The sequence below is a fragment of the Zestomonas ipomoeae genome (assembly GCF_057128665.1).
This window is the reverse complement of sequence record NZ_JBSKHQ010000015.1, coordinates 22,052-44,775: the sequence shown is the minus strand read 5'-3', so window position 1 is coordinate 44,775 and position 22,724 is coordinate 22,052. Positions and strand designations below refer to the sequence as shown.

The following is a 22,724-nucleotide window of genomic DNA, read 5'->3' as shown; positions in this document are numbered from 1 at the left end:
CAGGGGGTAGTGGTTGGCTTTGTTCGCGAGAAAGACATCCTCGGTGGCCGGGCTGGTAGGCATCGAAACCGGGCCGGAAGGCATCGCCCTGGCGCAGGTCACCCGCGAGCCGGGGCAGGCGCCGGAGCTGCAGCACTGCCTGTTCCGCGAGGCTCCGCCCGCCGAGCAACCGGGGCTGCTCAAGACCCTGGCGCACGAACTTGGCCTGGCCGGTGCGCCGGTCAACCTGGTGCTGCACCCTGCCGCCTACCAGATGATGCTGCTCGACTGCCCCGATGTGGCCGGCGACGAGCTGCGCGACGCCATGCGCTGGCGGGTCAAGGACCTGATCAGCGATCCCCTCGACCAGGTGGTGGTGGACGCCTTCGCGTTGCCGCCGGACGCCTATCGCGGCCGTTCGCGCATGGCCTACTGCGCGGTGCTGAACAAGGCCCGCATGCAGGACTGGGCGCAGCAGATGCGCCAGGCCGAGCTGCGCCTGCGCAGCATCGATGTCACCGAAATGGCGTTTCGCAACCTCGGCCTGCTGGCCGGCGCCGAGGGCGTCAACCTGGCGCTGCTGCGGCTGCGTTCCAGCGAAGGGCTGATCTGCGTGCAGCACGGTCCCGACCTGTATATGGCGCGGCGCATCGAACACGGCCTGGACGGCGCTGGCGACCTCGGCGACCTGCAGTTGGAAATCCAACGCTCGCTCGACTATTTCGAAAGCCAGCTCGGCAAGGGCTACATCAATCGCCTGCTGCTGCTGCCGATGAAGCGCGACGGCGAGCAGGTGATGCAGACCCTGGCCGCCGGCCTGGCGGTCAACCTGCAGCGGCTCGATCTGCGGGAACTGTTGCCCGGCCCGGTGAGTGCCGCCCTCTCCGAACGCGAGCAGGCCTATTGCGTCGCGGCGGTGGGCGCGGCGCTGCGTCAGGAGAGCCTCTGATGCAGAACCTCAACCTGTTCCAGCCCGAACGCCGCCAACAAGGCGGTCCGCGCCGCCGCCACATGCTGCTGGGGCTCGCCGGCTTGATCGCGGTGCTGCTGGTGCACGGCACCTGGCAGGGCTGGCAGCTCTATCGCAGCCAGCAGCGGGTGGACCTGATCGAGCAGCGGGTCGCGCTCCAGGAAGCCGAACTGGCCAGCGTGCAGGCCAGTTTCGTCGAGCCGATGCTGGACCCGACGCTGGCACCGCAGCTCGCCGAGCAGGAGGCCGGCAACCGCCAGTTGCGGCGTTTGTCCGATTATCTGACGCAGCTCGACCGCCAGCGCCGCCTCGGTTTTGTCGCGCCGCTCCAGGCCCTGGCCGAGCGCCACCCGCCGAGCGGCCTGTGGCTCACCGCCATTCTGCTCGACGAAGGCGGCGCGCAGGTGCGCCTGGAAGGCTTGAGCCAGACACAGGAACTGCTGCCGCAGTACCTGCAGAGCCTGGGGTTGAGCCCGAGCTTCGCCGGCCGCCGCTTCGCCCGTTTCGAGGTGGAGCGCCAGGACAGCGGCCTGCTGAGCTTCCGTCTCGCCTCGCGTCTCAGCGACCTGGAGAAGGCCGATGAATAGCTTGCTGCAACGCTGGCGCGCGCTGGCCCCGCGCGAACAATGGCTGGGCTACGTGATCGGCCTGGCCGTGCTCGCCGCCCTTTACCTGCTACTGATCGGCGATCCGCTGGCCAGCCGTCGGCAGCGTCTGGAGGCCCAGCACCAGGCCCTGGAAAGCCGCCGGCAGATCGCCGCCGAGGCGTTGGCCGCCCTGGCGGCCCGCCAAGCGGCTGACCCTAACCTGCAATACCGCAGTGCCTTGCAGCTGACCGCCGCCGAGCGCGAGCGGCTGCTGGAAGGCATCGACAACGGCACCGCCGGCCTGGTGCCACCTGAGGCGATGCGCGGCCTGCTGCAAGACCTGCTGCATGACCAGCCGCGCTTGCGCCTGCTCGGCCTGGAGAGCTTCAGTGCCCCCCTGCAGCTGCCCGGCGAGACCGCCGAAGGCGCCGACGGGGCGGCCAAGTCGGCGCCGGTGCTGCTCTATCGCCATGGCCTGCAACTGACCCTGGAGGGCGGCTATTTCGACCTGCTGGCCTACCTGCAGGCGATCCAGAACAGCGAGCGCAAGCTGCACTGGGAACGCCTCGACTACCAGGTCGGCGAGGGCGGCCCGGGCCAGGCGCGCATTGTGCTGGTGCTCTATACCTTGAGTCGCGACGCGGGGTGGATCGGTGTCTAGGTACTGGCTCTTCTGCCTGCTCATGCTGCTGGGCAGCGCCCATGCCGAGCGCGACCCGACGCTGCCGTCGCCGGGCTTCCAGGCCGACGCGCCCGCCGCGGCGACGGCCCAGCCCCTTGCCCTGCAAGCCATCGTGCGCCGCGCCGGCTACCAGCGCGCCATTGTCAATGGCGAGTCCCTGGCGGTCGGCGAGACGCTGGAGGGCGCCACGCTGCTGGCCATCCATGCCCGCTCCGTCGTGATGCAACGCGAGGGTCGACAGGAATACCTGTACCTCGCGCCACCCATAGTGAAACCGAGCCGATGAGGCCCCCGATGTCGAGAATCCTGCCCCGCTTCGGCGTGCTGTGCCTGCTGTGCCTCACTGCCGCCTGCCAGACCTTCGAGGACGGCGACCGGCAACTCTACGAGCAGAGCAATCGGCTGCTGCAAGAGAGCCTCGAGCAAAGCCAGGCCAAGGTCGCTCCCCCTGCCTCGGTGCAAGCCGCCTTGATTCCGCCCCTGGATTTGCAGCGCAGCGCCGTTGCCGGCGGCCCACGCTTCGACGTGGCGGCCAACGACATGCCGGCCCGCGAGTTCTTCCTCAGCCTGATGGATGGGGCCGGACAGAACCTGGTGGTGCATCCGCAGGTCACCGGCAGCATCACCTTCAGCCTGCGCAACGTTACCCTCGAGGAAGTGCTGGCCGCGGTGCGCGACAGCTACGGCTTCGAATACCGGCGCACCAGCTATGGCTACCAGATCCTGCCGAACCAACTGATCACCCGCACCTACGATCTCAACTACCTGAACGTCAGCCGCCACGGCCAGGCCGACACCCGCGTCAGCTCCGGCCAGGTGGTCAGCAACGAGAGCAGCCAGGGCGCCAGCACCACCGGCAATACCGCTACCAACACGTCGGTGAGCACGCTCAACGCCAGCCAGGTGACTACCACCAGCGATGTCGACTTCTGGAAGGAAGTCGGCAACGTGGTGCAGATGATCGTCGGCAACGAGCAGGGCAACAGCGTGGTGGTCAACCCGCAGGCCGGCCTGCTGGTGGTGCGCGCCAACAGCGCCGACCAGCAGAACATCGAGGCCTTCCTCAAGCAGGCGCAGCGCAACCTGCAGCGCCAGGTGATCCTGGAAACCAAGATCCTCGAAGTGGAACTGTCCGACGGCTTCCAGGCCGGGGTCAACTGGAGCTACCTGCAAGGGCAGAAGGGCATCGGACTCGGCGGTTTCACCACCACGGCCAGCGGCCTGAACGTGCCGAACATTCCGTTGAGCGGGCCGACCGGCGTCGGCGGGGTATTCGGCATGACCTTCGACTTCGGCAACTTCGAAGGGGTGATCCAGTTGCTGGAAACCCAGGGCGAGGTGCGCGTGCTGTCCAGCCCGCGCATTTCCACGCTGAACAACCAGAAGGCGGTGATCAAGGTCGGCACCGACGAGTTCTTCGTCACCGACGTGTCCTCCAGCACCACTACGACAACCGCCGCCGGCGTCACCGAGCCGAGCCAGGACATCACCTTGACGCCGTTCTTCTCCGGCATCTCGCTGGATGTCACCCCGCAGATCGACGAGAACGAAACCGTGACCCTGCACGTGCGGCCGACGGTCAGCCGCGTGCGTGATCAGAACAAGACCATCACCCTCGGCGAAGACAACGTCTTCAACCTGCCGCTGGCGCTGTCCACCACCCGCCAGTCCGACTCCATCGTGCGGGCCCGCAGCGGCCAGGTGGTGGTCATAGGCGGGCTGATGCAGAACAGCAACGAGAACACCGACGCCGACCTGCCCTGGGCGTCCCGGCTGCCGATCGTTGGCAACCTGTTCAAGCAGCAGCGCAAGGCGCTGTCGCAGAGCGAGCTGGTGATCCTGTTGCGGCCGCAGGTGGTCAGCGACGAGGTGTGGATCGATGAACTGCACAAGAGCGCGGAAAGCTTCCGCGAGCTGAGGTAAGGATGTACGAGGCGTTCTTCGGCCTGCGCGAGAAGCCCTTCTCGCTGACGCCGAACACCGGTTTCCTGGTGCAGCTGGCCCCCTACCAGGCCTGCCTCAACCTGCTGCGCGTGGCGCTGGACCAGGGCGAGGGCTTCATCAAGGTCACCGGCGAGGTCGGCACCGGCAAGACCCTGCTGTGCCGCACCCTGCTCAACCAGCTGGACACCGATTTCTACCAGCTGGCCTACCTGCCCAATCCGGAGCTGACCCCGCTCGGCCTGCGCCAGGCATTGGCGCGCGAACTGTATATCGGCGGCTGCGAATCGATGGACCCGCAAGCGCTCTTGGAGGCGCTGCATCGCCGGCTGATCGCCCTGTCTCGCGCCGGCAAGAGCATCGTGGTGCTGATCGACGAGGCCCAGGCCCTGCCGGCCGATACCCTCGAGGCGCTGCGCCTGCTGACCAATCTGGAGACCGAGCGGGTCAAGTTGCTGCAGGTGGTGCTGTTCGGCCAGCCGGAGCTGGACGCCACCCTGGAGCGCCACGAATTCCGCCAGTTGCGCCAGCGCATCACCTTCTCCTATCGCCTGCGCCCGCTGGATGTGACCGACACCGCGCGCTACCTGCAGGAGCGCCTGGCGGTGGCCGGCTACCGTGGCGAACCGCTGTTCGCACCCGCCTCTGTGCGCCTGCTGGCGCGGGGCAGCGGCGGCATTCCGCGACTGCTCAACATCCTCGCCAACAAGTCGTTGATGGCTGCCTTCGGCGAAGGTCGGCGCCAGGTCCGTCCGGGCCATGTGCGGCGGGCCCTGGCCGACACCGAGGGCGCCCGGCCGTTCTTGCGCCGCGCGCCACGCTGGCTGGGCCTTGGCCTGGCCGCCGCCGGCCTGTCGCTGGTCCTGCTGATCGGCGCCTGGCCCTGGTGGGGCGAGCTGCTGGAGGCGTTGCCATGAGCCTGGTCAACGACATGCTGCGCGACCTCGAGTCGCGCCGCGCCGCGCCCGCCGACTGGCAGCGGCTGGAAGGGCTGCAGGCGGTCGACGAAGAGGCCATGCGTCGACGCGAACGCTACCTGCGTTTGCGCCGGGGCTTCACCTGGTTGGGCGCGGTGATTCTGCTCGGCCTGCTGGTCGGCCTGATGATCGGCCGCGTGGTACGTGACGAACCGCCGCGGCTGTTTTCCAAGCCAACCGTCGCGCCGACGCCAGCGTCGGTGCAACTGCTCGATGTGCTGCCCCAGGAAGAGCCACAGCGGTTCGTCCTGCAATTGCTGCTGGAGCGTGCCGTGCCCTATCGGCGGGTCGAGCAGAACGGCGCGGTCAGCCTGCTGCTGCCGGGCGTGAGCCTGCCCGGCGAGGTGCGCCAGGGCCGCGTGCAGCGCGGCGGGCGCAGTCTGTCCTGGCGCATCGAGGCGCAGCCCGATGGCTTGCAGGTGCTGTTGGTCGGCCTGGGCGCGGGGCTGGAGGTGCGTGACCGTCTGGAGCCGGCTGGCGACCGCGCGCTGCTCTGGCTGGAAGTGCCCTTCGCCGCCCCGGTCGAGCCCGCGTCCGTGCCGCTGGAGGAACCTCTGCCGGTGGCCGAGCCGGAGGAAACGTCGTTGCCGGCATGGATGACCGAACCGGTGCCAGCTGCCGATTCGCTGCCCGCGCCGCCTGTGGCACCGGTCGAGCCGCCGTCTCTGCCGGTCGAGCCGAGCGGCCCGGCCGAGGTGAAGATATCCAGTCACCGGCCGGACCCGCTGAGCCTGGCCCGCCAGGCCCTGCTGGCCGAAGACTATCCACGCGCCATCGCCGAGCTGGAGGCCCTGCATGGGCAGCACCCGAACGATGCCGAAACCTTGCGCTGGCTGGCCCGTGCCTACCTCGCCGGTGGCCGTCAGGAGCGCCTGCTGGCCTGGTTGCCCGAGCAACTGGCACGGCACCCGCGGGACAGCGAGCTGGCCCTGCTGCTGGCCCGTGCGCAGTTGCAGACCGGCGACAGCGCCGCCGCCGTGGCCAGCCTGACGCGCAACCCGCCGCCGCTGGATCGCGAGCCGGCCTATCACGCCCTGCTCGCCGCCAGCTACCAGCAGACCGACCAGTGGCGCGAGAGCGCGGCGCTCTACGGGCAACTGATCAAGCTGCGGCCGAGCCAGGCCACCTGGCAACTCGGCCTGGCAATCGCCCTGGAGCAACTGGATCAGCCGGCCGCCGCGGCTGGCCATTACCGCCTGGCCCTGCAAGGTCAGGGACTCGACGACAACAGCCGGCGTTTCGCCGCCGAGCGCGCCGCCATCTTGCGAGGTCAGCCATGAACCAGGACGACGCCCGACAGCGCAAACTGCGCCTGGGGGACCTGCTGGTCCAGGCCGGTCTGATCAGCGATGCCCAGCTGCAGTTGGCCTTGCAGGAGCAGAAGCGCACCGGCTCCAAGCTCGGTCGCACCGTGGTCGACCTCGGTTTCGTCGCCGAGGCGCGGCTGCTCAGCGCGCTCTCCGAGCAGTTGAAAATCCCGTTCATCGAGCTGAAGCACTTCAAGTTCGACAACCAACTGGTGCAGAGCCTGCCGGAAGCCGTGGCGCGGCGCTTCCGCGTCATCGTGCTGTCCCGCGAGGGCGGCGGCCTACTGGTGGGCATGGCCGACCCGCTCGACCTGTTCGCCCTCGACGAAATGGAGCGCCTGCTCAAGACCCGCGTGCGGCCGGCGGTGGTGCGCGAGGGCGAGCTGCTGGCCACCCTCGACATGGTGTACCGGCGCACCAGCGAGATCGCCTCGATCGCCGGCGAGCTGGAAGGCGAGCTGCAGGAGAGCGACTTCGACCTTTCGCGCCTGGGCGCCGACAGCAACACCGATGCGCCGGTGGTGCGCCTGCTGCAGACGCTGTTCGAAGACGCGGTGCAGATGAAGGCCTCGGACATCCATATCGAGCCCGACGAAGGCCTGGTGCGCATTCGCCAGCGCATCGACGGCGTGCTCAACGAACAGGTGATGAAGGAGGCACGGGTCGCCTCGGCACTGGTCATGCGCCTGAAGATCATGTCCGGCCTGGATATCTCCGAGAAGCGCCTGCCGCAGGACGGTCGCTTCAATATCCGGGTGAAGAACCGCAGCCTCGACGTACGGGTCTCGACCATGCCGGTGCAATTCGGCGAGTCGGTGGTGATGCGCCTGCTCGACCAGAGCGCCGGGGTCTTCAACCTCAACGGCACCGGCATGCCGCCGGACCTGCTGGAGCGCTTCCGCCGCCTGCTCAACCGCCCCTACGGCATGGTGCTGGTCACCGGCCCCACTGGCTCGGGCAAGACCACCACGCTGTACGCCGGTCTCGCCGAGCTGAACAGCCCGGAAAAGAAGATCATCACCGTCGAGGACCCGGTGGAATACCGCCTGCCGCGCATCAACCAGGTGCAGGTCAACAGCAAGATCGAACTGACCTTCGGCCGCGTGCTGCGCGCCGCCCTGCGCCAGGACCCGGACATCGTGCTGGTGGGCGAGATGCGTGACCAGGAAACCGCCGAGATCGGCCTGCGCGCCGCGCTCACCGGCCACCTGGTGCTGTCCACCCTGCACACCAACGATGCACTGACCTCCGCCATGCGCCTGATCGACATGGGCGCCGAGCCGTTCCTGGTCGCCACCGCGCTCAACGCCGTGCTGGCCCAGCGGCTGGTGCGGCGGGTCTGCGAGAACTGCATGGAAGACGACACGGTGCAGCCGCAGCAACTGCTCTGGCTGGAGAAGCTGCACGGCGCCAGCCTGGCCGGGCGCGCCTTCAAGCGTGGCGCCGGCTGCCACCACTGCCACAACAGCGGCTACCAGGGGCGTATCGGCGTCTACGAGCTGCTGGAACTGGACGAACCGCTGGTGGCCGCGCTGCGCCGCAACGACCCGCAGGAATTCGCCGAGGCGGCCAAGCGCCAGGCCAGCTACCGCCCCCTGGCCGCCTGTGCGCTGGACTACGCCCTGGCCGGGGTGACCAGCGTGGAAGAAGTGCTCAAGGTCTGCGCCACCCTCAGCGACGAGGGGCCGGTATGAGCGGGCGTAGCCTGTCCTCCAGGGGCGACTTCATTCGCCAGACGATGCCGCGCAGGCGAATGAATTCGCCCCTACAGCGGCACGCGCCAGACAGAAGGCGCTGCCCATGACCACCTTCCTCTATACCGGTCGCGACGCCCAGGGCACCAAGGTCAGCGGCAGCGTCGAAGGCGCCCATGCCGACGCGGTGGCCGACGAGCTGCTGGCCCGGCGCATCACCCCGCTGACCATCGAGGCCCAGGCCGAGGAGCAGGGCAGCGACTGGTTCGCCGCGCTGAACGAGCGGTTGCGGCGCAAGCGTGTCGCGCTGGACGAACTGATCATCTTCTGCCGGCAGATGTACAGCCTGAGCAAGGCCGGCGTGCCGATCATCCGCGCCATCGGCGGCCTCGCCGAGTCCAACCGCAACCTGTACTTCCAGGAAGTGCTGCAGGAGGTGCGCAGCGACCTGGAGAGCGGCCTGAGCATGGCGGTGGCGCTGCACGCCCATCCGCGGGTGTTCAGCACGCTATTCATCAGCATGGTCAGCGTCGGCGAGAACACCGGCCAGCTCGACCAGGCGTTCCGCCAACTGTCCAGCTACCTGGAACTTGAGCGCGAGACGCGCAAGCGCATCAAGCAGGCCACCCGCTACCCGCTGTTCGTGCTCAGCGCCATGGGCGTGGCGCTGGTGGTGATCAACCTGCTGGTGATCCCGGCGTTCGCCAAGGTCTTCGAACAGTTCCGCGCCGAACTGCCCTGGGCCACCCGCGTGCTGATCGGTACCTCGCAGTTCTTCCAGCACTACTGGTGGTTGCTGGCGATCGTGCTGGTCGGCGGCATCTATGGCTTTCTCAAGTGGACCAAGACCGAGCCCGGCGCCCTGGCCTGGGATCGCATCAAGTTGCGCCTGCCGATCGTCGGCGGGGTGTTCGAGCGCATCGCCCTGGCGCGCTTCACCCGCACCTTCGCGATGATGTACCGGGCCGGCGTGCCACTGCTGCAAACCCTGTCGATCAACAGCGCCAGCGTCGGCAACCGGTATATCGGCCAGGCCATCCTCGGCATGCGCGATGGCGTCGAGCGTGGCGAGGCGCTGACCCGCACCGCCTCGGCCAGCGGCCTGTTCACCCCGCTGGTGCTGCAGATGATGGCGGTGGGCGAGGAGACCGGCGCGCTGGACGACCTGTTCGTCGAGGTGGCCGACTTCTACGAGCAGGAAGTGGACTACGACCTCAAGCAACTGGCCGACGCCATCGAGCCAATCCTCATCGTCGCCATGGGCGTGATGGTGCTGATCCTTGCGCTCGGCGTGTTCCTGCCGATGTGGGAGCTGGCCTCGGCGGCGAAAGGGCACGCGTGAGGGACGAGTACGACAGCATCCACACCGTGCGCCGCGCGCGGCGCTGGGGCTGGGCGCTGGGTGGGGTCCTGTTTCTGGGCACGGTTCTGGCGCTGGGTCGCACCATTGCCGAGGTCAGCGAACGGCGCGCCATGCAGGCGACCCGCGAATACCTGGCCGCCAGCCTGAACGGGCTGGTGGCCGAGCGAACCGCCGCCGGGCAGGCACTGGCCCCGGACTGGCGGACGCGCAACCCGTTCGTCCTGCTGCGTTGGCGGCAGGACAACTACTGCGGCGAACTCGCCGCAGGTGAACAGCCACGGAGCGGCTGCTGGTACTGGCTCCCGGCTCAGGCCTGGGTGCTGTACCGACCGCGCTTCGGCGACGGATGGACAAGGCAGGGGAGTGAAGTGCATGCCTACCGGCTGTTGGCGGTTCCGGAAAAACCGTTAACTGGATCACGCTCGGTAAGCACTGTCTTCGCTCTCGAACTCGAAGAAGTATCCAGCACGGAACTCACCGCGCTGGGGTGGTTTGGCAACGAGGGAGACTTATGAAAAAGAACCAAGGCTTTACCCTGATCGAGCTGGTGGTGGTGATCGCCATTCTCGGCATTCTCGCGGCGGTGGCGTTGCCGCGGTTCATGGAAGCGACTCGCGATGCCCATCGCTCGGCATTCAACGGTGCGGCAGGCGCCTATGCCTCTGCGGTGCTGCTGGTGCGGGCGCAGCAGGAAATCAATCGCAATGGCGGTGTACAGGGATGCACAGGCAACAACTGCTTCGTCAATGTGGCTGGCTTCGGTAATGGGACTGTCGATGTGAATGCGAACTTCTGGCCGGCGGGCACCGGTTTGGCGGGTAACCCGCCGGCGGTTGGTACGCCTAGCGTTGCGGAATGCCAGAACCTGTGGACGGCCTTGCTGCAGGGTTCCGCTCCGACGGTCACTGGCGCAAACCCCGACTACGTGGCCACCGCAGCTCCAGCAAACAGTTGCACTTATACCTACCAGCGAGATGGTGGCAACGACACCATTATCTACAACGCCTCCACTGGCGACGTAGTGCGTAACTTCAACTGATCGAAATGGGAAGTTCATTTATGAAGAAGCAACAGAGCGGTTTCACCCTGATCGAGCTGATCATGGTGATTGTGATTCTTGGGATTCTGGCGGCGTTTGCGCTGCCGCGGTTTGTCAATCTGGGCGGGGATGCGCGCCGTGCAACCATTCAAGGCGTTGAAGCTTCCATGAAGTCCGCTTCGGCTATTGTTCATTCGGCGTTTCTGGCTAGAGGCGGTACAGCTGCCACAACTACAGTTGCCGTCGAGGGGGCTGATATTGCTGTAACCAACGGCTATCCGTCTTCCTCGGCTGCAGGTATAGAGGCTGCTGCCCAAATATCCAATACCGAGTTTATTGTCACCCACACAGCCACCACCACAACCGTGCAAGCTAGGGGGGCAGGTACTGCAGCTTCTTGCCAGGTTGTGTACACCGCCGCTACTTCCACGGGTACGCCGGCAGTTATTACTCCACCGACGATTACTGCCACCACTGGCGGTTGCTGACACTTGATGCGCTGCTTCACCCTGGTCGAACCGAGAATTGGCGCGCTCGCCACGGTGGCGGCGCCGTGCTTCTTTGATTCCCGTAGCCCGGATAAGCGGCAGCGCAATCCGGGGCCACGTTCCCGGATTGCATCGTGTTTCGCGATTTATCCGGGCTACGGAATGAGCGCCCGCCATTTCTCCGTAGCCCGGACTGGAGTCCGCGCTGCCGCTGGCATGGCGGGCTTCACCCTGGTCGAACTGATCATGGTCATGGTTATCCTCGGCGTGCTGGCCGCGGTGGCTGCGCCGCGCTTCTTCGAGCGGCAGGTGTTCGACGAGCGCCTGTACTACGAGGAAGCCCTCTCCGCCGTGCGCTATGCGCAGAAGCTGGCCCTGGCCAGCGGCTGCCGGGTGCAGGTGGGGTTGGGCGCAGGCGGCTACAGCCTGCGCCGCGCCGCCAACTGTACCTCGGGTGCCTACAGTGCCCAGGTGCTGGGCGCGGATGGCCAGATCTACGCCGATGCCGCGCCGCCCTCTGGCGTCGCGGTGACGGCGACCAATTTTCCGGTGGTGTTCGACTCGCTGGGCACTGCCTCTGGCGCAGCGAGCGCCATCATCGGCGGCTTCACCCTGACGGTGAACGCCGGTACCGGGCTGGTGCAATGAAGCGCCAGCGCGGCATGACCCTGGTCGAGCTGGTGATCGCCATCGTCATCATCGGCATCGCCGCCGCCGCGCTCTATACCAGCATGGCTGCCATCAGCGGGCGCTCGGCCGACCCGATGCTGCGCCAGCAGAGCCTGGCCATCGCCGAGGCCTACCTGGAGGAAATCCTCCTGCAACCCTTTCTCGACCCTGCCAGCGGCAATGTCTGCCCCGCGGCACCGGCCAGTCGCACCAGCTTCGACAACGTTTGCGACTATGCCGGCCTCAATGACAACGGCGCGCGTAATGCCCATGGCCAGGCCATCGCCGCCTTGACCAACTACCGGGTCCAGGCCAGCGTCGCTCCCCAGGCGTGGAACGGCCTGGCCGCCAGCGACGTGCTCTACGTCGAAGTCACCGTCACCGACCCCGCCGGCCAGGCGCTGGTGCTCGGCGGCTACCGGACGCGCTACTGATGGCCAGGCGTGGGAGCGGGCGAGCGGCGGGCTTCACCCTGGTCGAACTGATCATGGTCATCGCCCTGGCCGGCGTGGTCGCGGTGATGATCAGCAGCGTGCTGTCCAACCCCATGCAGGGCTTCGTCGACCAGAGCCGCCGCGCCCAACTGGTGGACAAGGCCGCCGTGGCGATGAACCTGATGAGCCGTGACATCCGCCTTGCGGTGCCCAACTCGGTGCGCCTCTCCAGCGACAACCTGACCGTGGAGATGCTGAATATCCTCAGCGCCGGCCGCTACCGGCCCAATCGCCTGGGGGGCGAGGGGCTGGTCTTCATGCCGGGCACCGCCTCGGTCTGTACCGCGCAGGGCAACCTGTGCAATGCCTTCCAGGTCCTCGACCCCGGGCTGAACCTGTCCGCGGCACGCTGGTTGGTGGTCTACAACATCGGTGCCGTTTCGGGCGGCAACCCGTTGCCCGGCAGCAACCTCTGGGCCGGCGGCAACCCTGGGGTAATCACGCCGACCGGCGTGACCTTCACGGCGCTGGCCAATAGCCCGGTCAACGAAACCCAGGTCCAGCTCGGCAACCTGCCGGCTGGCGGTTTCAGCTTCGCTTTTGCCTCGCCGCAGCGGCGCTTCTACTTTGCCGACCAGGTGATCGGTTACCGCTGCGACCTGCCCAACCGGCGACTGCTGCGCTACACCACGACCAGCCTGGCCGCGACCGCCCCCAACGTTGCACCGGCCGGTGCCCAGGTGGTGGCGGACAACGTGACCGCCTGCGACCTTACCTACGCGCCGGGCAACACTCAGCGTGCGAGCTTGCTCAGCATCGCCCTGAGCCTGACGGACAGCGGCGAGACCGTTCAACTGCTGCAACAGGTACACGTCGACAATGCGCCTTGAATCCCGCCAACGCGGCTTCGCCCTGGTGGCGGCGCTGTTCGTCATGGTCATCATCGCCCTGGTGGTGGTGGCCATGGCGCGCCTGTCGTCCAACCAGCATGGCACCAACAGCCTGGCCATCCAGCAGGCGCGGGCCTACCAGGCGGCGCGGGCCGGGCTGGAGTGGGGCATTACCCGGGCGGTGAACGCCAACGTATGCGCCGCGGCAACGCCCAGTCTGGCCGGCAGCAACCTGGGCGAATTCAGCCTGGCGCTGACCTGCAGCGTGCAGACCTACAGCGTCGACGGAGCCAGCGTACAGATCTTCCGCATCACGGCGACGGCGCAGAACGGCACGCCCGGCGGGCGGCCGGACTATGCCTACCGGCAATTGACCGCAGTGGTGGAGCACTAGCGATGTATCGGCAAGCGAGGGGCGTCAGTCCGAAAGCCATTTCCCTTGACCCGCATGCCAGCCATGCGGGGCAGCCTGACCAGACGGGTATATCTCGATGACGTTCTGCCTGCGCCTCATGCTGCTGGTGCTCTGCTTCAGCCAGAGCGCGATCTTGCTGGCCGCCACCTGCACCTCGGTGTTTCCCGCCGCCACTACGAGCAACAGCGCCAACGCGCTGGACCTGTCCGGCGTGACCTGGCAAAACAGCCCGGCGATTGGCGCTGCCAATCGCAGCCTGGGCGCTGGTGCTCATTACTTCGGGGGGGGCGGTACTTCCAATGGCTGGTCACTGACCACCACGGCTGGCCCCACGACACGGGTATTCGTCAACGGTAGCCTGACATTGGCCAACAACAGCACGCTCAACGCTGGCGGCAATCCGCAGGACCTGATCTTTATCGTCAACGGCTCACTCGTCCTGGGCAACAACGTACAAATCAACGGTTTCGTTTACGCCACCGGCAGCATCCAGTACGGCAATGGCCTGGTGCTCAACGGCGCCCTGACCGCCCTCGGCTCGGTCGCGTCGGGTGGCAGCAGTGCTCTCAACTACGCATCCAATGCACTGTCGCTGGCCCAGTTCGGCTCTCTGTGCGAAGGGAACAGCCCGCCGCTGCTCAGTTGGTCCCTCGACAACTCCGCCTGGACCGGTGCCGCCGACGAGGTGCTCGACAGCTCCGGCAACAACCTGCACGGCACGGTGTTCAACGGCGCGGCCACCAGCAAGCAGAGCCCGGCGCTGCCGACCGTCAACGGCCAGGGCACCTGCGGCTACGGCAATTTCGTCAGCGCCAGCCAGCAATATGTGCAGCGGGCCCACAATAACCTGCTGACCCTGCAGGACAGCTTCACCATCGGCCTATGGGTGAAACCCAACAGCCTGCCGGGCAGCGGGCTGATGAGCATTCTCTCGAAGGACGAGAACTACGAGTTCCACCTCAACCCCAACGGCACCATCAACTGGTGGTGGCAGACCAGCAGCCCCAGCGCTACCCGCGAATTCAACAGCACCAGCGCATTGCAGGTCGGCCAGTGGAGCCATGTGCTGATCCGCTTCGCGCCGAACGATCAGCGCATCTACATCAACGGCAACCTGGCCGGCCAGGCCAGTTTCAGCGGCACGCCGCTGGCCAATACCGATCCCTTGCAACTTGGCCAGGACCAGGGCGCCGCCGGGCGCTACTTCAACGGCAGCCTGGACGAGTTGCGCATCTACAACCGCGCGCTGAGTACCAGCGAAATCAGCGCTCTGGTGGCCGAGCGGCACGCCTGCGCCCTGACGCTGCAATGCCTGAGCGACGACTTTTCCGGCGGCAGCCTGAGCAGCGACTGGGCAGTGACCAGTCGCAGCGGCAGCTTCGGCAACCCGCGCATCGTCAACGGCCGCCTGCGCCTGACCGACAACACCGGCAACGTGGCCACGGCCGCGACCCTGCAACGGCTGCTGCCGGCCGCCGGCAACTACGTGCAGGTGCAGTTCAAGTACTACGCCTACAACGGCAGCGGCGCCGACGGCATCGCGGCGATCTTTTCCGATGCCAGCCAGACACCGCAGCCGGGCGGCTATGGCGGCTCGCTGGGATATGCCCAGCTCAGCGCCACCGGCACCAGCGGTTTCGCCGGCGGCTGGCTGGGCATCGCCCTGGACGAATATGGCAACTTCTCCAACCCCACCGAGGGGCGCCAGGGCGGGCCGGGATTCCGCCAGGATTCGGTATCCATGCGCGGTTCGGGCAGCGGGCTGAGCGGCTATCGCTATCTCGCCGGTACGGCCGCCAACCTCAATCCCGGCGTGGACAGCGCCAACAGCAGCAGCGCCGCACCGGGGCATACCTACCGCATCACCATGGACGGCCGCACCACGGGGGCGGCGAACGTCACCGTGGAGCGCGATACCGGCTCCGGCTTCGTCGTGCTCAGCGGGCTGAATGCGGTCAATGCGCTGGCGGATAGCAACCAGGCAGCCCTGCCGACCAACTTCTTTCTGTCCTTCACGGGCTCGACCGGCGGTTCGAACAACATTCACGAACTGGACGACATGCAGGTCTGCGCGGCGGAAATGTTGCCGGTGGGGCAGCAGATCGACCATTTCGAGTTCATTTACGCGGCCAGCGCGCTGACCTGCAATCCGCAGCCGGTAACCATTCGCGCCTGCCTGAACGCCTCCTGCAGCAGCCTGTATACCGATCCGGTCAGCGTGACCCTGAGCCCGAGCAACTACTGGACGGCGACCGGCCCGGCCAGCGCCAATGGCAATACCATCACCTTCAGCGGCGGCACGGCGGTGGCGCAGCTACGGGTACCCACGGCCGGTACCGTCAGCCTGGCGGTGCAGTCGTCGATACCGGCGGCCAAGCCGCTGAGCAGTAATGTCTGCTCCACCAGCGGCTGCCAGATCAGCTATGCCGACAGCGGCCTGCTGCTGCAGGTGCCGAACCTGCTGGCGGCCAAACCGACGGCGGCCAGCATCAGCGCGGTGCGCAAGTCGAATAATGCCTTGCAGTGTGTGCCGGCGTTCGCCAGCGTGCAGCGCAACGTGGTGTTCACCTCCGCCTATGCGAGTCCGGCCACCGGCACCCAGCCGGTGGTCGTCAACGGCAACAACGTGACGGCGAGCCCGACCAGCGTCAGCCTGAACTTCGACAGCAACGGTACGGCACCGCTGACGGTGCGCTACGACGATGCGGGATCGATGCTGCTGAATGCGACCTATACCGGCAGCGCGGCCAACGGTGATAGCGGGCTGGTACTGAATGGCTCGGACGACTTCGTCAGTAAGCCCTACGGCTTGTGTCTGGAGACGGACTCGACGTGCAGCGTGGCCGGTGTCAGCAGCAATTGCCCTCTGTTTCCCGGTGGCGTTCGGGCCGGCGACAGCTTCCCGCTGCGTATCCGCGCGGTCGCCTGGCAAGTCGATGGCGAGGCATCGACCGCCGCGGCGCTGTGTACCGGCAACCTCACCACGCCGAACTTCCAGCTGGGCAACATCGCCCTGAGCAGCGCCTTGGTGGCGCCAACGCCAGGCAGTGCCGGCAGTACCTCTCCCAGTAGCTACAGCCACGCGCTGGGCAATCAGACCAGCGTCAGCACCTCGGTCTCTGAGGTCGGCGTCTTTCGCTTGACCGCCACACCGGCGGCCAACAGCTATTTCGGGGAAACGGTCGGCGGCGGCGAGAGCGGCCTGGTCGGGCGTTTCGCGCCGGCCTATCTCGCCGTCTCCGGGGCCGCCAGCCTGACCCCCAGTTGCGGCAGCTTCAGCTACCAGGGTCAGCCGATCGGCTTTGCCACCAACCGCGAGCCGCAGTTGACGGTAGAAGGCCGCAATCGCGCCGGGGCGGTGACGCAGAACTACGACCGAGGCACCTTCTGGCGGCTGACAGCGCCAGCGGCGGGGGCAGGGGTGTATGCCTCCAACACGGGCGTAGCGGCCCTCGACACTGGTCGCCTTTCCGCAAGCGGCACCGCCAGCGTGACCACGCTGGGCGCCGATGACGGCGACGGCGCGCGCCGCTACCGCTGGAGCGGCCAGACCCTGAGCTACGCCGCAGCCTCCCTGCCAACGGCGAGCGAATTGCCGTTCATGGCCAAGGTCCGCCAGAGCTTCGCGGCCGCCAGCCTGACCGACCAGGATGGCGCCTGCTACCTCAGCGGCGCCGTCTGCCAGTCCTTCAGCTATGACTTCAGCGACAACCCCGGCAGCCAGGTCCGCCTGGGCCGGCTGCGTATCGGCAATGCCCATGGTTCGGAATTGCAAAGCTTGAGCCTGCCGCTGACCCTGGAAACTTGGCAGAACGTCGCCGGCGGCAGTTTCCAGGTCGAAGGGCTGGACACTTGCACGGTTTTGGGTGCGCCTGCACTGGATCAGTACACCGGCAACCTGGCGGCGGGAGAAACCACCGCGACCTTGAACGGCCCCTCGGCGGGCATCGGTACCCTGCAACTGAGCGCGCCGGGAGCCGGCAACGACGGCTCGGTGCGGGTGACTTTCCCGTCCGCGCCGGCCTGGTTGCAATACCCGTGGGATGGCGCCAACCGCCAGATGGCGTGGGGTCTGGCGAGTTTCGGCATCTACCGCGGCCCGCAGCCGCTGATCTTCCGCCGCGAACTCTATCGCTGAAAGCAGAAAGCCCGAGGGCCGCTAAGTGCGGCCCTCGGGCTTGGCTGTAAAAGAGGGGAATCCCCGGCCTGCCTGTACCAAGGTCCCCAAAACCGGGAGTCACTACATCCTATGCAGGGCGTATGCCAGTTTTGTGACGATGAATTTCCATGGCTGCGGTTTGACCACGCGGCCTGTGGCGGGTTCGAAGACGGACGGAGATATTTCCGGGGAGGCGCCTAGCATTGCGGCACGGAGGCAACTCCGAGCCGCCTGCCCCTGGGCCCCGGCCTTCGCCGGGGCGAAGGGTTTGGGGGAGCGGGCTGGGGTAGCGTTCGCGCGGCTTGTCGGCCGGGTCGTTGGAGGCGACGCCATAGAGGGTAAGACCAAGCGCGCTGCTCTCCACACTCTCTACACTGTCATACCGACGTAGGTCGGTATCCAGGGCAGGCAGCACAAGGGCTGATCAGGGTGGCTGAGGCGACCGGCAGCTCCGAGTCGCCTACCCCTGGGCCCCGGCCTGCGCCGGGGTGACGGGTTTGGGAGAGCGGGGTGTGCAAGGAGAGGCCGCTCAGCTTGTCGGCCAGGTCGTTGGGGGCGATCCCATAGCGGGTAAGACAAAACGCGGTGCTCTCTACCCCGTCATACCGACGCAGGTCGGTATCCAGGGCAGGCGGCAGGCTGATCAGGGTAGCTGAGGCGACCGGCAGCTCCGAGTCGCCTACCCCTGGGCCCCGGCCTTCGCCGGGGTGACGGGTTTGGGGGAGCGGGCTGGGGTAGCGTTCGCGCGGCTTGTCGGCCGGGTCGTTGGAGGCGACGCCATAGAGGGTAAGACTAAGCGCGGTGCTCTCTACACTCTCTACACTGTCATACCGACGTAGGTCGGTATCCAGGGCAGGCAGCACCAGGGCTGATCAGGATGGCTGAGTCGACCGGTGACTCCAAGTTGCCTGCTCCTAGAGCCCGGCCCGCGCCCAGACGCAGTTACCGAGCGGCGAGGGTGTCAGCCCTCGTCGCTCTCGTCATCGTCGCCACCATCGACGTTCATGCCCAGCTCCTTGATCTTGCGGGTCAGCGTATTGCGGCCCCAACCGAGCAGCAGGGCGGCGTCGCGGCGGCGGCCGGCGGTGTGCTTGAGCGCGGTCTCGATCATGATGCGTTCGAAGGTCGGCACGGCGCTGTCCAGCAGGTTGGACTGGCCGCGGGTCAATGCCTGGTCGGCCCACAGGCGCAGCGCCTGTTCCCAGTTGGTCACCGGCGCGGCGTCCTGGGTCTGGGTCAGCAGTTCCGGCGGCAGGTCGTCGACATGCACTTCGCGACCCGAGGCCATCACGGTGATCCAGCGGCAGGTATTCTCCAACTGGCGCACGTTGCCCGGCCAGGGCAGGTTCTTCAGGTAGTCCTCGGTTTCCGCCTTGAGCAGCTTGGGCTCCACCGCCAGTTCCTGGGCGGCGCGGGCCAGGAAGTGGCGGGCGAGGGTGGGGATGTCCTCGCGGCGGTCGGACAGCCGTGGGATATGGATGCGGATGACGTTCAGACGATGGAACAGGTCCTCGCGGAACTTTCCAGCCTGCACCAGGTTTTCCAGGTTCTGGTGGGTGGCGGCGATGATGCGCACATCGACCTTGACTGGGGTATGGCCGCCGACGCGGTAGAACTCGCCGTCGGCCAGCACGCGCAGCAGGCGGGTCTGGGTGTCGGCCGGCATGTCGCCGATCTCGTCGAGGAACAGGGTTCCGCCGTCAGCCTGCTCGAAACGGCCGCGCCGCTGGTTGGCCGCGCCGGTGAAGGCGCCCTTCTCGTGGCCGAACAGCTCGGACTCCATCAGGTCCTTGGGGATCGCCGCCATGTTCAGCGCGATGAACGGCGCCGCGGCGCGCGGGCTGTGGCGGTGCAGGGCATGGGCGACCAGTTCCTTGCCGGTGCCGGACTCGCCGTTGATCAGCACGGTGATATTGGAGTGGCTCAAGCGACCAATCGCGCGGAACACCTCCTGCATCGCCGGCGCTTCGCCGATGATTTCCGGGGTGCGCGCCTGGTGGACCGGTACTTCGAGGCTCTGCTGTTCCTGGGCATGTTGGTTGGCGCGCTTGACCAGCGACACCGCCTCGTCGACGTCGAACGGCTTGGGCAGGTATTCGAAGGCGCCGCCTTGGTAGGAGGCGACCGCACTGTCCAGGTCGGAGTGCGCGGTCATGATGATCACCGGCAGGCGCGGGTACAGCTCGCGGATCTGGGCGAGCAGGTCGAGGCCGCTGGCGCCGGGCATGCGGATATCGGAGATGATCACGTCCGGCTGCTGGCGGTTGAGGCGGCTGAGCACGCCGTCGGCGCTGTCGAAACTCTGGGTTTCGATGCCCTCCTGCTGCAGGGCCTTTTCCAGTACCCAGCGGATGGAGCGGTCGTCGTCGACGATCCAGACGGTTTCGCTACGGCTCATGACGTTGGGGCTCCTTGTTCCAGCGGCAGGAAGATCGAGAACTGCGTGTGGCCGGGATGGCTCTCGCACTCGATCAGGCCCTGGTGCTGGCTGATGATGTTCTGGGTGATGGCCAGGCCCAGCCCGGTGCCGTCCGGACGGCCGCTGACCATGGGATAGAAGATGGTTTCCTGCAGCTCCTGGGGAATGCCCGGGCCGTTGTCGAGGATGTCCACCTTGCACACCAGCCGATGGCGGGTATGGGCGATGGTGAACTGGCGCAGGGTGCGGGTGCGCAGGCTGATCCGTCCGATGCGCAGGTCGCTCTGCGCCGCCAGCGCCTGCATGGCGTTGCGCACGATATTGAGCACTGCCTGGATCATCTGCTCGCGGTCGATGAGCAGGTCGGGAATGCTCGGGTCGTAGTCGCGCACCAAAGTGATGCAGCCCTGGCTCTCCGCTTCCACCAGGCTGCCGACCCGTTCCAGCACCTCGTGGATGTTGGTCATGGCCAGCGACGGCAGCTTGTTCGAGCCGAGCATGCGGTCCACCAGATTACGCAGGCGGTCGGCTTCTTCGATGATGACGTTGGTGTAGTCCTTGAGGTCCTCGCCGGGCAGCTCGCGGGAGAGCAGTTGCGCTGCACCGCGGATGCCGCCCAGGGGATTCTTGATCTCGTGGGCCAGGCCCCGTACCAGCAGCTTGGTGGTTTCCTGCTTGGACAGCTGGGCCTCTTCTTTGGTGATGCGCAACAGGCGATCACGCGGGTGCACTTCCAGCAGCAGCAGGGTGGCACCGCGGTTGAGAATCGGCGTCACCGCGTAGTCCACTGTCAGGCTGTGCCCCGACAGCGAGGTCAGCATGGCCTCGCGCTTGGTGAAGGGATGCGCCTGCTCCACGGCATGGCGCAGCGCGGCCAGGGCCTCGGGTGATTCGGTGAATAGCTCGCTGATGAACTGCCCGTGGCTGCGCTGGCCGCTGACGGCCAGCAGCATCTCCGCCGCCGGGTTCATGTACTCGAGGCGCAGGTCCGCGTTGAGCAGGATGGTCGCGGTGGTCAGGTTGTCCAGCAGCAGGCGATGTAGGGCGTCGTTGATCATAGGTCGGGCATCCGGCGATGGGCTGGAAAATGCAAGAAGCAAACCAAAGCCCCGAAAAGACGCGCGCAATGTGCTGCGCTAGACCCAAAGGCCGCGTTTCGGCGCAGGCGAGCAGGCGGGCGGCGAACCAAAACAGGGAGAGTATAGAAAGCGGTGCAGTCGCAGGCACCAAAATGGTGCAGTGACTTTCGCAATGGGATCGGCGGGCGGGACTGTCAGGGCGCGCGGGTGCGACCAGCCCGAGGGCGGCCGCACGGCGTTCAGATGAAGGGCACGAAGGGGATGTCCTTCTTCTCCGGTGGTTTGTCCTTCAGCGGGCACTCCGGCCGCACGCCGTAGTCGGCCTTCTTGCAGGGGTTGGCCAAGCGTTTCTGCGCCAGTGAAATGCGCTTCATGTGGAAGGGCTGGCTGGGCGTGCGCTCCAGGGTGCGGCCCTGGGCATCGAGGATTTCCACGGCGAGCTGATGGGTGCCGCGGTCCAGGTTTTCCAGCGGGAACACCGGGCTGCGGCCAGGCTCGCTGACCGGCTGGCCGTCGAGGATCAGCCGGTAGTGATGGCCGTCCATCAGGCCGGGCTCGCTGGTGACGCTGACGATCAGGTTGCCCGTGTTGTCGCGAATGGTGGCATCGGGCTCCGGCACCAGGATGCGCAGCACCTGGTAGCTGGGTAGCGGCGGCGGCTCCGCGTAGGGGTCGAAGGTAGCGGGAGGGACCGCCACGGCCGGCATCTCGTTAGACGGCGCCAGCTCGATGCGCTCGGCCTGGCCGGAACGCGGCTGGTCGGTGAAGACGCGGTTTCCCTCTTCGTCGATATAGGTGTAGACCCCGGCGAAAGCCGGCTGCATCAGCAGCAGGCACAACAGCAACAGTGTTCGCATGATCAGGGTGCCGGATTTCCGAGATGGACCCGCTGGATGGTGAAGGTCTCGGCCGGGCTCTGCTGGATCGGCTTGTCGCCAGCCAGCACTTCCACGGCAAGGCTGTGCTCGCCGCGTGCCGCTTCGGTGACCTGCAGGCGTGGCACGTTGCTCGGCTGGCCGTGGGGCTCGCCATCGAGCAGCAGGCGCAAGCTGTGACCGGGGCGCAGGCGCGGTTCGATCTGCACGCCGACGCTGAAGGTGCCGTTGTTGGCGCGCAGGGCTTCGTCGTCGGGAATGCCGGTCAGGGCCAGCGTACTGTAGGGCGCGCCGCCCTGATCCTGGTCCTGCTCCGCAGTGGTGGCCGGCTGTATGTCCGGCGGCGGCTCCACCGTATTGGTCGGCGGCAGCGTGACCTGTTCGGCGCCGACGCCTTCAGGTGGCTGGTTGGTGAACACCGTGTTGCCCTTGGCGTCGGTGTACTTGTAGATCTCGGCGCTGGCCGGCAGGGCCAGGGCAGCGAGCAGGCAGGTAGTGAGCAGGCGCATGGCGCTCTCCGGAGGATGCACGGCGTTAAGCCTTGCACTAGGTGGGCGTGCTGGCAAGTTCGAAGGTGTGGGGCTGTGATCGGTTTTGCCTGGGAGGGGGAGAGAGTGGGGCTTGGAGCCCTTTTGGCGTGGGTGGGTTTGGCAAGCGAATAACTTGCCAGTCCGATATCAATAATCCCTTGTCCGACGCATCCAAAGCCCCAAAAGAAAAGGCCTCCCGAAGGAGGCCTCTCTTTAGGCTGCCGGCT

Annotated in this window: 21 protein-coding genes; 17 read left to right on the top strand and 4 right to left on the bottom strand. The window is 66.8% G+C overall.

What is annotated here, in order from left to right; all coding sequences use genetic code 11:
- The first annotated feature begins 43 nt into the window (after window positions 1–43).
- The 17 genes from ACWKV7_RS16235 to ACWKV7_RS16155 all read left to right on the top strand — a co-directional run bounded on the left by ACWKV7_RS16235 (window position 44) and on the right by ACWKV7_RS16155 (window position 17,573).
- Window positions 44–928, top strand: coding sequence for an MSHA biogenesis protein MshI (locus ACWKV7_RS16235; RefSeq protein WP_483858730.1), 885 nt, complete (start codon window positions 44–46; stop codon window positions 926–928).
- Window positions 928–1,536 (top strand): PilN domain-containing protein, encoded by a 609-nt coding sequence (locus ACWKV7_RS16230; protein ID WP_483858729.1) that lies wholly within the window; start codon window positions 928–930, stop codon window positions 1,534–1,536. The genes ACWKV7_RS16235 and ACWKV7_RS16230 overlap by 1 nt, the downstream gene beginning before the upstream one ends.
- Window positions 1,529–2,197, top strand: a complete 669-nt coding sequence (gene gspM, locus ACWKV7_RS16225; protein ID WP_483858728.1) for a type II secretion system protein GspM — start codon at window positions 1,529–1,531, stop codon at window positions 2,195–2,197. The genes ACWKV7_RS16230 and gspM overlap by 8 nt, the downstream gene beginning before the upstream one ends.
- Window positions 2,190–2,504 (top strand): Type II secretory pathway component, encoded by a 315-nt coding sequence (locus tag ACWKV7_RS16220; RefSeq protein ID WP_483858727.1) that lies wholly within the window; start codon window positions 2,190–2,192, stop codon window positions 2,502–2,504. The genes gspM and ACWKV7_RS16220 overlap by 8 nt, the downstream gene beginning before the upstream one ends.
- A gap of 8 nt (window positions 2,505–2,512) precedes the next feature.
- Window positions 2,513–4,141, top strand: coding sequence for a pilus (MSHA type) biogenesis protein MshL (gene mshL, locus ACWKV7_RS16215; RefSeq protein WP_483858726.1), 1,629 nt, complete (start codon window positions 2,513–2,515; stop codon window positions 4,139–4,141).
- A 2-nt stretch (window positions 4,142–4,143) separates the two neighbouring features.
- The gene (locus tag ACWKV7_RS16210) at window positions 4,144–5,076 is read left to right on the top strand and encodes an ExeA family protein (RefSeq protein ID WP_483858725.1); all 933 of its coding nucleotides are present in this window, start codon (window positions 4,144–4,146) and stop codon (window positions 5,074–5,076) included.
- Window positions 5,073–6,416, top strand: coding sequence for a tetratricopeptide repeat protein (locus ACWKV7_RS16205; protein ID WP_483858724.1), 1,344 nt, complete (start codon window positions 5,073–5,075; stop codon window positions 6,414–6,416). Before ACWKV7_RS16210 ends, ACWKV7_RS16205 begins: the two co-directional genes overlap by 4 nt.
- Window positions 6,413–8,137, top strand: a complete 1,725-nt coding sequence (locus tag ACWKV7_RS16200) for a GspE/PulE family protein (RefSeq protein WP_483858723.1) — start codon at window positions 6,413–6,415, stop codon at window positions 8,135–8,137. Before ACWKV7_RS16205 ends, ACWKV7_RS16200 begins: the two co-directional genes overlap by 4 nt.
- 106 nt (window positions 8,138–8,243) lie before the next feature.
- Complete coding sequence (locus ACWKV7_RS16195) at window positions 8,244–9,479, top strand: type II secretion system F family protein (protein ID WP_483858722.1); 1,236 nt, start codon at window positions 8,244–8,246, stop codon at window positions 9,477–9,479.
- Entirely contained in the window at window positions 9,476–10,015 is a 540-nt protein-coding gene (locus ACWKV7_RS16190) for a hypothetical protein (RefSeq protein WP_483858721.1), read from the top strand. Before ACWKV7_RS16195 ends, ACWKV7_RS16190 begins: the two co-directional genes overlap by 4 nt.
- A complete protein-coding gene (locus tag ACWKV7_RS16185; protein WP_483858720.1) occupies window positions 10,012–10,539 on the top strand; it encodes a prepilin-type N-terminal cleavage/methylation domain-containing protein in 528 nt (175 codons plus the stop codon). Before ACWKV7_RS16190 ends, ACWKV7_RS16185 begins: the two co-directional genes overlap by 4 nt.
- Before the next feature lie 20 nt (window positions 10,540–10,559).
- Window positions 10,560–11,027: a type II secretion system protein gene (locus tag ACWKV7_RS16180; RefSeq protein WP_483858719.1), complete on the top strand. Its 468-nt coding sequence runs from the start codon at window positions 10,560–10,562 to the stop codon at window positions 11,025–11,027.
- A 162-nt stretch (window positions 11,028–11,189) separates the two neighbouring features.
- Window positions 11,190–11,675: a pilus assembly FimT family protein gene (locus ACWKV7_RS16175; RefSeq protein ID WP_483858718.1), complete on the top strand. Its 486-nt coding sequence runs from the start codon at window positions 11,190–11,192 to the stop codon at window positions 11,673–11,675.
- A complete protein-coding gene (locus ACWKV7_RS16170; RefSeq protein WP_483858717.1) occupies window positions 11,672–12,130 on the top strand; it encodes a prepilin-type N-terminal cleavage/methylation domain-containing protein in 459 nt (152 codons plus the stop codon). The genes ACWKV7_RS16175 and ACWKV7_RS16170 overlap by 4 nt, the downstream gene beginning before the upstream one ends.
- Window positions 12,130–13,020: a PulJ/GspJ family protein gene (locus ACWKV7_RS16165; protein ID WP_483858716.1), complete on the top strand. Its 891-nt coding sequence runs from the start codon at window positions 12,130–12,132 to the stop codon at window positions 13,018–13,020. Before ACWKV7_RS16170 ends, ACWKV7_RS16165 begins: the two co-directional genes overlap by 1 nt.
- On the top strand, window positions 13,010–13,414 hold the full coding sequence (locus ACWKV7_RS16160; RefSeq protein WP_483858715.1) for a hypothetical protein: 405 nt from the start codon (window positions 13,010–13,012) through the stop codon (window positions 13,412–13,414). The genes ACWKV7_RS16165 and ACWKV7_RS16160 overlap by 11 nt, the downstream gene beginning before the upstream one ends.
- 97 nt (window positions 13,415–13,511) lie before the next feature.
- On the top strand, window positions 13,512–17,573 hold the full coding sequence (locus ACWKV7_RS16155; protein ID WP_483858714.1) for a DUF6701 domain-containing protein: 4,062 nt from the start codon (window positions 13,512–13,514) through the stop codon (window positions 17,571–17,573).
- 982 nt (window positions 17,574–18,555) lie between these two features.
- Here ACWKV7_RS16155 and ntrC read toward each other — a convergent pair.
- The 4 genes from ntrC to ACWKV7_RS16135 form a co-directional block, all read right to left on the bottom strand.
- On the bottom strand, window positions 18,556–19,992 hold the full coding sequence (gene ntrC / locus ACWKV7_RS16150) for a nitrogen regulation protein NR(I) (RefSeq protein ID WP_483858713.1): 1,437 nt from the start codon (window positions 19,990–19,992) through the stop codon (window positions 18,556–18,558).
- A complete protein-coding gene (gene glnL / locus ACWKV7_RS16145; RefSeq protein ID WP_483858712.1) occupies window positions 19,989–21,071 on the bottom strand; it encodes a nitrogen regulation protein NR(II) in 1,083 nt (360 codons plus the stop codon). The genes ntrC and glnL overlap by 4 nt, the downstream gene beginning before the upstream one ends.
- A gap of 260 nt (window positions 21,072–21,331) precedes the next feature.
- Complete coding sequence (locus ACWKV7_RS16140; RefSeq protein WP_483858711.1) at window positions 21,332–21,949, bottom strand: DUF4124 domain-containing protein; 618 nt, start codon at window positions 21,947–21,949, stop codon at window positions 21,332–21,334.
- 2 nt (window positions 21,950–21,951) lie between these two features.
- Window positions 21,952–22,476: a DUF4124 domain-containing protein gene (locus ACWKV7_RS16135; protein ID WP_483858710.1), complete on the bottom strand. Its 525-nt coding sequence runs from the start codon at window positions 22,474–22,476 to the stop codon at window positions 21,952–21,954.
- Window positions 22,477–22,724: the final 248 nt, after the last annotated feature.

Coding starts and splice junctions, on each gene's coding strand:
- ACWKV7_RS16230 (WP_483858729.1), top strand. CDS start 928: ATGCAGAACCTCAACCTGTTCCAGCCCGAACGCCGCCAACAAGGCGGT.
- gspM (WP_483858728.1), top strand. CDS start 1,529: ATGAATAGCTTGCTGCAACGCTGGCGCGCGCTGGCCCCGCGCGAACAA.
- mshL (WP_483858726.1), top strand. CDS start 2,513: ATGTCGAGAATCCTGCCCCGCTTCGGCGTGCTGTGCCTGCTGTGCCTC.
- ACWKV7_RS16210 (WP_483858725.1), top strand. CDS start 4,144: ATGTACGAGGCGTTCTTCGGCCTGCGCGAGAAGCCCTTCTCGCTGACG.
- ACWKV7_RS16205 (WP_483858724.1), top strand. CDS start 5,073: ATGAGCCTGGTCAACGACATGCTGCGCGACCTCGAGTCGCGCCGCGCC.
- ACWKV7_RS16200 (WP_483858723.1), top strand. CDS start 6,413: ATGAACCAGGACGACGCCCGACAGCGCAAACTGCGCCTGGGGGACCTG.
- ACWKV7_RS16195 (WP_483858722.1), top strand. CDS start 8,244: ATGACCACCTTCCTCTATACCGGTCGCGACGCCCAGGGCACCAAGGTC.
- ACWKV7_RS16185 (WP_483858720.1), top strand. CDS start 10,012: ATGAAAAAGAACCAAGGCTTTACCCTGATCGAGCTGGTGGTGGTGATC.
- ACWKV7_RS16180 (WP_483858719.1), top strand. CDS start 10,560: ATGAAGAAGCAACAGAGCGGTTTCACCCTGATCGAGCTGATCATGGTG.
- ACWKV7_RS16175 (WP_483858718.1), top strand. CDS start 11,190: ATGAGCGCCCGCCATTTCTCCGTAGCCCGGACTGGAGTCCGCGCTGCC.
- ACWKV7_RS16170 (WP_483858717.1), top strand. CDS start 11,672: ATGAAGCGCCAGCGCGGCATGACCCTGGTCGAGCTGGTGATCGCCATC.
- ACWKV7_RS16165 (WP_483858716.1), top strand. CDS start 12,130: ATGGCCAGGCGTGGGAGCGGGCGAGCGGCGGGCTTCACCCTGGTCGAA.
- ACWKV7_RS16160 (WP_483858715.1), top strand. CDS start 13,010: ATGCGCCTTGAATCCCGCCAACGCGGCTTCGCCCTGGTGGCGGCGCTG.
- ACWKV7_RS16155 (WP_483858714.1), top strand. CDS start 13,512: ATGACGTTCTGCCTGCGCCTCATGCTGCTGGTGCTCTGCTTCAGCCAG.
- ntrC (WP_483858713.1), bottom strand. CDS start 19,992: ATGAGCCGTAGCGAAACCGTCTGGATCGTCGACGACGACCGCTCCATC.
- glnL (WP_483858712.1), bottom strand. CDS start 21,071: ATGATCAACGACGCCCTACATCGCCTGCTGCTGGACAACCTGACCACC.
- ACWKV7_RS16140 (WP_483858711.1), bottom strand. CDS start 21,949: ATGCGAACACTGTTGCTGTTGTGCCTGCTGCTGATGCAGCCGGCTTTC.
- ACWKV7_RS16135 (WP_483858710.1), bottom strand. CDS start 22,476: ATGCGCCTGCTCACTACCTGCCTGCTCGCTGCCCTGGCCCTGCCGGCC.